Genomic DNA, 10,146 nt, shown 5'->3' on the forward strand with positions numbered 1-10,146 from the left:
CACCGCAACATCACCACGCTAGTGTCGACTCCCACGCATGCGGCGCTTTCTCCCCGCCCGAATCACGGGCATGCGCGAATGCCGGCATGACGTCCCGCGCGAACCGGCGCATCGACTCCATCGCCATGCCATGTGGCATCGAGCCGAACCAGAAGCTCGCGCTGAAGTAGTCGCAGCCGAGACCTTCTTGAATCCGGCGCAACTGGTGAATGCATTCGTCGGCGGTGCCGATCACGAGAAAGTCGCTGCGCAGCACCGCGTCGGACGGTTCGTCGGGTAGCGGCGCCGCCGGCACGATGCCGTCGACCACCTCGCCCATGTCGTGACGCAGACGCAGCGTCGCGCGTCCATTCCAGCGCGCATGCTCGACGGCCTCGCGCGCCTGCGCCTCGTTTTGCGCGACGAACACGGGCCGCTGCGTGCCGATGCGCACGCTGGCCAGCGCGCCGGCAAGGTCCGGATAGTGGCGCCTTACGTCAGTCAGCTTCGAGATCGGTTCGAGCACGCCGGTGAAGAGATTGGCGCGCCGCTTCACAGCCTGTTCGACCGACGCCCGCCGGCTCGAATTGACCACCAGCCACAACGGGATTGCACGTTGCAGCGGTTGCGGCACGAGGCCCGTGCGCGGCACGCTGAAGTGCTCGCCGTGATGCGAGAACAGAGGCTCGCGCAGCGCTTTGAGCAGCACGTCGATCGCTTCGTCGTCGCGGGCCGAGGTCGTGCCTTTGACGAGCTGGAAGCGCTCGTACTGGTAGCTTTGGTAACCGCTGCCGAGCCCGGCTTCGACGCGTCCGCCGCTCAGCACGTCGAGCGTGGCGAGTTCTTCCGCGATCACCAGCGGATGATGCAGCGGCACCGGCACGATCGCCGGCCCAAGCCGCAAATGGCGGGTGCGCGCGGCGATATGCGAGAGCAGCATCAACGGTCGCGACGAGTGCGAGTAATTCGTGAAGTGATGCTCGGCGAGCCACAAATGACTGAAGCCGAGCACGTCGGCGGCTTCCGCCATGGCGATGGCGCGCTGGTAAAGCTCGGCGGCGGGCGCGGGCTCGGGAGCCGGCAACGTCATGAACAAACCGAATTGCATCGTCGACTCCTGCGCGAATGTCAGTGCGCGGCCTGGTTCGCCGACAAGGCGACCGGTGCGAGGCCTTTGGCGCGATAGAACATGTAGGTTGCACCATACGGTACGAGCAGATGCGCGCCTTCGACCTCGCAATCCGGCTGCGGCGGCAGGCCGCCCGAGGTATCGATGCGCTGGATCGAACTGATGTCGGCGAAACGGCCCTCGCCGGGACGCGGCGCGGCGACGAAGCGCGCGGTGTAGCGCACCCACGTCAGCGCATTCGCGCCCACCTGGCTTTCCGCCGCGACCTTGCCGATCACATAGCTGCCGTCGTACGAGAGGAAGTAGCGGCCCGGCGCGACAGTGCCGGCGCTCTGGCCGTTCGAGTCGACGAGGATGGCTTCCGAACCCAGCGGGTCCCACAGCAGCTGGGTGCCGTCGCGGGCGACGCCGGGCAGCGCCATGCCGGGCTGCGTGGCGGCTTTGATGCGCCGGCACACGTAGGTTTCGTCGCCGTGCGTGGTCATCACTTCCTGCAACACTTCGTGCTGGCCGGCGCGCAGTTCCGGGGGCAAGGACGCGTCGGAGGTGGGCGGCGGCATGGGCGGCGTCGCGCAGGCGGCGAGCGCCAGCGCGCAGCACGCGGCGAGGCAGATCAGCGACGGGCGCAGCGAGGGCGCGAGGCGGGGCGGAAAACCAGTCATCGGTGGCGAGGAAGGGCGAGCGATGCTGCCATCACACCTGATCCCGCGCGTGGATGGGGGCGTCGATACGAACGAGAGGATTGAAAAGCGCACGTGGCGGATGAGGACGCGTCGGCGCTGTGAAGCTTGGCGGCGAGATAGCGCAGCAGCGGCAGGCGGTGGTTCGCGTGACCATGCATCCGTTCGCGATCCCGTCGAACGTCAGCCGGCGTCGGTCGATACTGGCTCAGGTTTGCCGCCGCGATCATCACGGCACACGTGACAGCGTCTTCGCAGTTCTCCTTCTGACAACGGCCCGCGCCCCCACCCGAACCGGCGATGGAATTGACTCTCCCGACTCCCCCAGGCGTGTCCTTTGACTCCTTGCTCGATCCGGAACCGCGGTCATTCATGCCGCTTGCGCAAGACGTTCGCGCCGCCGCCTATCTGGCGATGATCCGCCGCTACATCGGCGGCGGGGCCGTCGAACCTGACGGGCTTGCGCCATCGGACAACACACGCGAGACCCCGCCGATCACCGCCGCCGGTTGCAGCGCGCGTCTCGCCGCTGCCGACCGTATGTTCGCCGACTGGCTCGCGCCCCTGCAGCGCACGGCAGCCGAAGTCGCCGGCGTCGAACCGGCGCGCATGGCGGATGCGCTCAACCACATGCACCACGAGTCGCGCCGTCTGACGATGTGCGACGACGTGCTGCTCGATAACGTCGTGGCATTGGCGCGCGGGGTGATCGATCAGCAGGTGCCGGGCGACTTCATCGAAACCGGCGTCTGGCGCGGTGGCGTGACCATTCTGATGCGCGCCGCGCTGACCGCGTTCGGCGATCGTGGCCGCAACGTATGGGTCGCGGATTCGTTCGCGGGGCTGCCCGCGCCGGACCCGGCCAGCGATCTGCGCGAGGCTATCTGGCATCACCTGATGGGCGCGGTCAGTCTGCTGCGCAGCGATCTGGCGACCGTGCGCGAGTCGTTCGCGCGGGCGGGGCTGCTCGATCGCCGCGTGCGCTTCCTGCCGGGCTGGTTCGCCGACACGCTGCCGGATGCGCCGATCGAGCGCCTCGCGTTGATGCGGCTCGACGGCGACTGGTACGAATCGACACGCGTGGCGCTCGAGGCGCTATATCCGCGTTTGTCGCCGGGCGGCTTCGTGATCGTCGACGACTACGGTTTGCCGACGGGTTGCGCGCGCGCCGTGGACGAATATCGCGCGCTGCATCGGATCGATGCGCCGCTGGTGCGCGTCAACGGCCAGGCGGTCTACTGGTGCAAGCCATGATGAACGCGCTGTTGCACGCGCGGCTCGCAGAGCATTACCTGGCGCCGCCGCAAACGGTGGCCGTCGATCTGATCGTCAGCGATTGCGCGGACGAGAGCCGCCGTTTCGTGCTCGGCCCGATGATCGAATCGACACCGATTGCCGCTCGCAATCCGTATTGCGCCAAGGCGCGCATCACGTTGAACCGCACGCTGTTGAGCGCCATGCTCGACGAACCAACCGGTTTCGACCCGCGCAGCGCCGCGGCCATGGCGCTTGGCGGCGTGCGGATCGAGGGCTCGGCGCGGCTTGCCGCGTACTGGCTGCAATTGCTCAAACGTCCCTCGGCGGCGGGCCGCGCGGCGCTCGAACGCGCGCGGCGGCGCGCACCGGCCTCGCTCGACGATGTGCCGACTTTACGCGCAAGCGATGGCGACGCTCATGACCTGTGCGCGGTACTTGCCGACACGCTCGATGCTTGCGTGCCGCTGCTATTGCGCGACATGATCGACTGGCCGGAAGTCGCGTGGACGCTCGATGACTGGCGCGCCCATGAAGGCGCGACCGTGTTGCGTGCGGACCCATCGAGCGGCGCCGCGCAGAGCGTCGCCGATTTCATCGACGGATTCGCAGCGCATCACGCGTCCGACGCGGGCGCCGCGACCTACACCGAAGGCTGCCTGTTGCCGCCCGCGTGGGAAGTGCGCTTTTCACTGCCGATGCTGCCGGCCCGCCTGTTCGGCGCGGGACAGCTGTGGTTCGGGCGAGCGAGCGCGGCTGCGCTGGTCACGCGTTTGCACTGCGATCTGGCGAACTCGTTTCTCGCGCAGATTCACGGCCGCAAACGCGTGCGGCTTTATTCACCCAGGCAAGAAAACGCGGTCTATGCGCTCGATGCCTTCAACACCTACCGGCCGTGCCGGGTCGATGCGGCGGTGCCCGACTTGACCCGCTTCCCGCGTTTCGCCGATGCGCAAAGTGTCGACGTCGTGCTGGAACCAGGCGACCTGCTGGTGATTCCAACCGGCTGGTTTCACTGCGTGTGGGCATTGGATCACGTGCTGTCGATCAGCCGTTTTGCCGACGACGCAACGACTGCGGCGCTGCTGCGCGAAGCCGCGCCGTCACGAACGAATCTATCCAACACAGCGACTACATCGAGGACCGGATGAACGCAGCAAACCGAAGCGACCCGCGGCATGTCCGCTATCTGCCATGGATACGCCGCGTGTCGGCGGCGATGGTGTTGACGTCGGCGGCGCTGTCGACCCCGCTTGCCGCATACGCGCAGGCCTCGTCGGCGATGACGCAGGTCTGCACGATGCGGGCGAACAACGCGAAGCTGATCGCGCAGGACCGCGACGCCGGCGTGAGCAAAGCGGACGAACTGCACAAGGCACAAGGCGTGGCCGCGGCGATGCCGATCGAACGTCAGGTCTATGCGCAGGCGGAGTTGTCGATTTTCATTGAACGTCTATACGGACGCTACGCCAAAATGCCGCCGCAAGAGGCCTACGACAAGTATCTGGCCTACTGCGAAGCACAAGCCGCGCGCGGCACCGCGCAGTTCCAGTGACGGCCGGCGCAGCGGCTCGTCTCCTTTCAACGAGCTGAACGTCGATCTGTCGCTGGGCGCGTCGAACAATCCGAACTACCCGCAGACGCTGTCAGCCTGATCGAAAGCCAAGTTGCGGCGATCCGCCCCCCCGCAGGGCATTTTTAACCAAGACGGCCTCCCACGGGACTGGTTATGCTAGGCATACTCAGTCAATTCCTGCGAGGACATCAAGGTGCCGCATTATCTTTGCCATGAGCAGCCGGACCTGCTGGACTTTGAAACGGCCGTGATCGCCGCGCGGCCCGGCGCGGTCTTGCTGGGCCGTTCCGCCCTGCATCCGGGCGGCGGCGGCCAGGTGTCGGACGCGGCCACGCTGACGCACGCGCACGGCGCGGTGCGCATTACCGGCGTCGCGGCGGAAGGCGACCTACTCTGGCATCTGCTCGACGAACCGCTGGAGCTGGCCGGCAACGTGCACGTCGCCATCGACGCGGCGCGCCGCGCCACGGTCGCCCAGCTCCATACCGGTACGCATATTCTCAACGCGCTGGTGTATCAGCGCTTTGCCGGCGCGCTCGTGACCGGGGCGCAGATCAATGCCGACGGCACCGCGCGCATGGACTTCGATCTGCCCGACGCGGATAACGACGCGCTGCGCCTGCTGGAAGAACCCGTCAACGAGGTGATCCGCAACGCCATGGACGTGCGCGCCTACTATGTCGGCGCCGATGAGGCGAAAGCGACGCAAGGTCTGATCCGCAGCCTCTCGGTGGCGCCGCCTCCGACGCCGGACGGCACGGTGCGCATCGTCGAGATCGGCGATCTGGACCGGCAGGCGTGCGGTGGCACACACCTGACCAATACCGCGCAGTCGCGGCCCATCCGCATCGCGAAGATAGAGAACAAGGGCCGCCGGAATCGCCGGGTCAGAATCGAGCTGGTTTGAGGGGCATGGGGGCGCGAGCTATGGAGACATCGGATAAAAGCGAGCCGGAAGTGGTCTGCTGGCGCGACGGCGCGCTCGACGGCGCATGTCTCGCGAGCGCCCGTTACGGCAATCACAAGTTCGACCGGCATCTGCATGACGAACTCGTCATCGTCATGACGGAGACCGGCGCGGGCCAATGTCATACGCGCGCGGGTAGCGAGGTGGCCGGGCCCGGCAGCGTGCTGGTCTTCGGGCCGGGCGAATACCATAGCGGCGAGGTCTGGGAAGGCCGCGAATGGATTTATCGCGCGATCTATCTCGACATGGAAGGGCTCGGCGCGCTCAGTGCGGTTTTCTCTCCCGACGCGCGCGCCGACAAACCGCTGCTGATTCCGCCAGGGCTGTATCAGGATCCGCATCTCGCGGGCCTGCTCGTGAAGGCGCATGCGAGCCTGGATGAACAGGGCGCCGTCTCGCTGATGGAGCGTCAGGCGAACTGGTGGGCTGCGATGGGGATGCTGGTCGGGCGCTATGGACGCTCAGGTCAGGAGTCGGGCGAACCCCGGCGCGAAGCGCGCAAGATGGAGCTGGTGCGTGAGTATGTCGCCGCCAATTACGAGCGCGATATCTCGGTCGATGAGCTGGCGGAACTGGTGGGGCTGAGCCGTTATTACCTCACGCGTGCGTTCTGCAAGGAATTCGGGCTGCCGCCGCACGCCTACGCGACGCAGGTGAGGTTGCTGGCGGCGAAGCGCATGCTTGCCTCGGGCCAGAGCGCGGCGACCGCTGCGGCGGCTGTGGGCTTTTATGATCAAAGCCATCTCAACCGGCTGTTCAAGCGGGCTTATGGGATCACGCCTGGGGTGTATGCGGCGTTGAAGCCGGGGCATTAGGCGGGTTTGCCGCGTCGGCCGTGCCGCGTGCGGATTTGCAGCCCGCGATGGAGGATAGTCCGACTTCTGAGCAGGGATTGCACGCGCCTTTAAGCCCGTTCAATAGCTTGATACGAGTTTGAGATATGTTTTGTTATCCGAACTATATATAAGTTGATTTCTTGACCAATCTTTACAGTTGTCCTATATGCGATTGCCGCTGCCCCCCGGATAATTGGCAGGCAATTTCTAAAAAGGATAGCCGCAGTGAAGAATGGGAGTAAGCATCCGCCCGTTGGCTTGGGAGACGAGGCGCAATGTGGCCGGACGTTGATCGAGGCCTCGTTCAGTCTGGCAAATACGTTTCACGTCGGGCCGGGGCGGGTTCATGTATAGCCCCATTCAGTCACGCACCCTCAGCGTGACGTGCGATGCCTTCCCCACCGAGTACGGTGAACCGATCCTGTCTCCCATTCGTTTGCGTGGCACCGAGGCGCTCGGCAAGCTATACAAATACACACTCGACATGGCGACGAAGTACTCGCCGAGAATTTCCCAGATCGACACCAAACTGCAGGTCGTGCCAGATAAATTGATTGGCAGGGACATCACCATCGCGATCGAGTTCGACGGGAAGGGAACCTTCATTCCCGGCTTGCCCGGGAACCGGAGCCAGAGCAACCTGGGCGCGGGCACCCGCCTGATATCGGGTGTCATCACGCGTATGCAGTTCACGGGCGCCGACGACCGCCACGCGTACTACCGGTTCGTCGTGCGTCCCGCCTTGTGGCTGACCACGAAGAATTCGCGGAGCCGCATATTCCAGAATAAGAGCGTGGTGGATATTACGCGCGAGGTGCTGCGCGATTACCCGATCCTGTTTGATGTGAAGGTGTCCGCGCACGGATTAAAAGGTGGCTACCCGGAGCGCGACTTCGTCCGGCAGATGTGGGAGTCTGACTTCCATTTTCTGACACGGCTATGGCGAGAATGGGGTATTTACTACTTTGAGGATAACAACAGGCTGGTGCTATGCGATGGACCCGGTGTCCACGAGCCGCACCGGAATGCCTATGACTCGATTCGCTATCACGCGCCCGACGGTGCGCGTATCGATGAGGAACATATTCACAAGCTGAAGGCGTCGCGCAGGGTCACGGCGGCCAGGGTGAGCGTGATCGATTACGACTACACGCGTGGGAGTCAGAAATTTACCGAGGAACATGATGCGTTCGGGGAGCTGGAGCGGGCCGAAGAGCGCCACTGGGGCGACTACTCACAGCCCCTTGCCGGCGCAATGGGTCTGTCGGGCCAGCCGAACAACTATCTGGAGGAAGCGCACTATCTCGCGGGCGTGCGCGCCCATGCGCTTTACTCGCGCAACGAACGTCTCAGGGGCCGGGGCAACCTGCTTGGCCTGAAGACGGGCAGGACGTTCTTTCTCACGGATCACCCGGAGTCGGACATCAATGCCGAGTATCTGGTGGTGTCCACCGCGCTCGATATCCGCAACGTGAGCGAGACGACGATGTCGGGCAGAACATCGGCCAGAACGCCAGGCGCGGGCCAGTACCAGTGCGTGACCGACTTTGTGCTGCAGTCGCCGAACCGGTTCTTCAGGAACAGGCCGAAGAAAAAGCCGCGCTGTCACGCGGAGACGGCCGTGGTGGTTGGTCCCAAGGATCAGAGGACCTGGGTCGATGCGTACGGCCGGGTCAAGATCTGCTACCTGTGGGACCTGGAAACGCCGAGGGACATAAACGCAAGCTGCTGGGTGCGCGTGTCTTCACCATGGCAGGGCGACTCGTTCGGCACGATCTACGTGCCCCGTATCGGCCAGGAAGTGACGATCAACTACCACGAGGGGGATCCTGACAAGCCGTATATCGCTGACCGGATGGTCAACCGGCTCAGACAGCCGCCGTGGAAACTGCCGGCCAATCATGCGCTGAGCGGCACACGCACGCGAGACCTGGCAGGATTCCAGGCTAACCAGATCGTCGCTGACGACACGCCCGGCAAACTACAGGTGCAGGTCAGTAGCGACTACGCACAGTCACGGCTGGTGCTCGGCTATAACACGCGCATCGACGGCAACAAGGGACGCACAGAGGAACGTGGCCAGGGCTGGGAACTGGCGACGGACGCATGGGGCGTGCTGCGTGCAGGCCAGGGCATGCTGATCAGCACTGAGACGCGCACGGGTGCAGCTGCCCCCGCGAAGGACATGGGCGAGACGGTGCAGCGGCTCACGCAGGCGCGTGACCAGCACGAGACGCTGGCCAATGCAGCGGTTCAGGCGCGGGCTCACGACCGGCAGGACCAGTTCGATATTGCAGGTGCGCTGAAAAAACAGAACGACGAGATCAAGGGAACGAAAACCGGCGAACCAGGAGACTTTCCTGAACTCGCCAAGCCTCACCTGCTCATTGCGTCCCCTGCCGGTATTGAAGCGACCACCGCTGGCAGCACGCACCTCGCCAGTGGCGCGCACACGGCTTTGACCAGCGGCGGGCACGTTAGCGTAAGCAGCGGCAACAATCTTCTGGCATCCGCACGAAACGCCATTCGTCTCTTCGCGCACAAGCTCGGCGTGCGGATTGTTTCGTACGCGGAGGATATCGATATCACGGCGCTGAAAAAGAACATCAACTTGCTGGCGAAACTCGATATCACGCAGACTGCGGAGGGCATCACCATCAAGGCTACGAAGCAGATACTGCTCAACGGTGGCGACAGCTACATCCGGCTTGAGAACGGAAAGATTACCGTAGGGGCGATCCAGTACCAGGTCAACGCAAAGCTGAGCAACCTGGCGCCCAAACCGTTAGGCGTGGATGCGAAAGGCATGCCGACAGTCGAGGCCAACGACGAAAGGTTCAAGGTATTGACGCCGACCGGCGAGCCGCTCCCAGGTGTCGACTACAGGATGACAACCCCATCCGGCGGCCATATCTTCCGCACCAATTCGGGTGGCCATTCACCGGCGCTGAATTCGCCCGATCAACAGGACGTGAAGTTCGAATTGCATTGGGACGAACTGGCACCCGCGTCGGGTAAGTCGCACACCCCTGGCACACACGAATAAACAAGGAACGAGTAGTGGCAGCCAATCTTCAGGCAAGCGGGCAGACGAACCCGCAACCGAACACGTGCGTGGATGCGCAGTGTGATTGCAACGTCATCTGGTCGCTTGCGCAGCAGTTCGCGATGCGGCAGATCTCCAACCGTGTGCGGGCCGACCATGGTATTCCGGACTACCGGGACAACGAACATTATGTATCCGGCGCGCAGGTTGAGAACGCCCGCCCCGAGTTCGTGAGCAACTACGCCGTGCGGGCACGGCGCATCGCCTCGGCCTATGCCCGGATGTACCTCGAGGAGTTTCATCTTGGGCAGAAGGACAAGATCGGGCGGTTCTATTGGGTGGGACTGGGCGCGTTCGCTGCCAAGCAGGTGGCGGTCACGCTGGAGTTGAAACGGGTGCGCATAGCCAGATGGAGCGCGCTGTATGAAGGTTTGGGTAACGGCAATCTGTGGCTCTTCAATGATGTACTGCCCTGGCATTATGGCTATGCGGCGGGGGCGGCGACGTTCAGTGAATGTGTGACGGCGCGCGATAGTCGGCACTTCGTCGATGCGGTCGGAAGAAACTTGAGTAATCAGAAAGGCTTTGAGAGGTCGATCGATAAGATTCCGTATGAGATCGATGGTGAGACTGGAGTCAAAAAGCAGAAGCTGGGTTATTTACGTGCCACGCCGCTGGT

9 protein-coding genes are annotated in these 10,146 nt (G+C 64.0%); 7 read left to right on the forward strand and 2 right to left on the reverse strand.

What is annotated here, in order from left to right; all coding sequences use genetic code 11:
• Positions 1-10: 10 nt before the first annotated feature.
• Entirely contained in the window at positions 11-1,087 is a 1,077-nt protein-coding gene (locus ACQKRQ_RS32965) for an LLM class flavin-dependent oxidoreductase (protein ID WP_427481580.1), read from the reverse strand.
• 20 nt (positions 1,088-1,107) lie between these two features.
• Positions 1,108-1,770: a DUF3455 domain-containing protein gene (locus ACQKRQ_RS32970; protein ID WP_427481582.1), complete on the reverse strand. Its 663-nt coding sequence runs from the start codon at positions 1,768-1,770 to the stop codon at positions 1,108-1,110.
• Between the two features lie 318 nt (positions 1,771-2,088).
• Here ACQKRQ_RS32970 and ACQKRQ_RS32975 point away from each other — a divergent pair, with 318 nt between their 5' ends.
• The 7 genes from ACQKRQ_RS32975 to ACQKRQ_RS33005 form a co-directional block, all read left to right on the forward strand.
• Positions 2,089-3,042: a TylF/MycF/NovP-related O-methyltransferase gene (locus tag ACQKRQ_RS32975; RefSeq protein ID WP_427481584.1), complete on the forward strand. Its 954-nt coding sequence runs from the start codon at positions 2,089-2,091 to the stop codon at positions 3,040-3,042.
• The gene (locus ACQKRQ_RS32980; protein ID WP_427481586.1) at positions 3,039-4,193 is read left to right on the forward strand and encodes a cupin-like domain-containing protein; all 1,155 of its coding nucleotides are present in this window, start codon (positions 3,039-3,041) and stop codon (positions 4,191-4,193) included. The genes ACQKRQ_RS32975 and ACQKRQ_RS32980 overlap by 4 nt, the downstream gene beginning before the upstream one ends.
• Positions 4,190-4,597 carry a hypothetical protein gene (locus ACQKRQ_RS32985; RefSeq protein ID WP_427481588.1) on the forward strand — a complete coding sequence of 136 codons (408 nt, stop codon included), beginning with the start codon at positions 4,190-4,192 and terminating at the stop codon, positions 4,595-4,597. The genes ACQKRQ_RS32980 and ACQKRQ_RS32985 overlap by 4 nt, the downstream gene beginning before the upstream one ends.
• 214 nt (positions 4,598-4,811) lie before the next feature.
• The gene (locus ACQKRQ_RS32990) at positions 4,812-5,525 is read left to right on the forward strand and encodes an alanyl-tRNA editing protein (protein WP_427481589.1); all 714 of its coding nucleotides are present in this window, start codon (positions 4,812-4,814) and stop codon (positions 5,523-5,525) included.
• Positions 5,526-5,545: 20 nt separating this feature from the next.
• Complete coding sequence (locus ACQKRQ_RS32995) at positions 5,546-6,400, forward strand: AraC family transcriptional regulator (protein ID WP_427481591.1); 855 nt, start codon at positions 5,546-5,548, stop codon at positions 6,398-6,400.
• Between the two features lie 367 nt (positions 6,401-6,767).
• Positions 6,768-9,467: a type VI secretion system Vgr family protein gene (locus ACQKRQ_RS33000; protein ID WP_427481593.1), complete on the forward strand. Its 2,700-nt coding sequence runs from the start codon at positions 6,768-6,770 to the stop codon at positions 9,465-9,467.
• A 14-nt stretch (positions 9,468-9,481) separates the two neighbouring features.
• The coding region (locus tag ACQKRQ_RS33005; RefSeq protein WP_427481595.1) for a DUF2515 family protein at positions 9,482-10,146 on the forward strand (665 nt) is incomplete at its 3' end.

It is taken from the genome of Paraburkholderia sp. NPDC080076 (assembly GCF_050281145.1).
Lineage (GTDB): Bacteria > Pseudomonadota > Gammaproteobacteria > Burkholderiales > Burkholderiaceae > Paraburkholderia.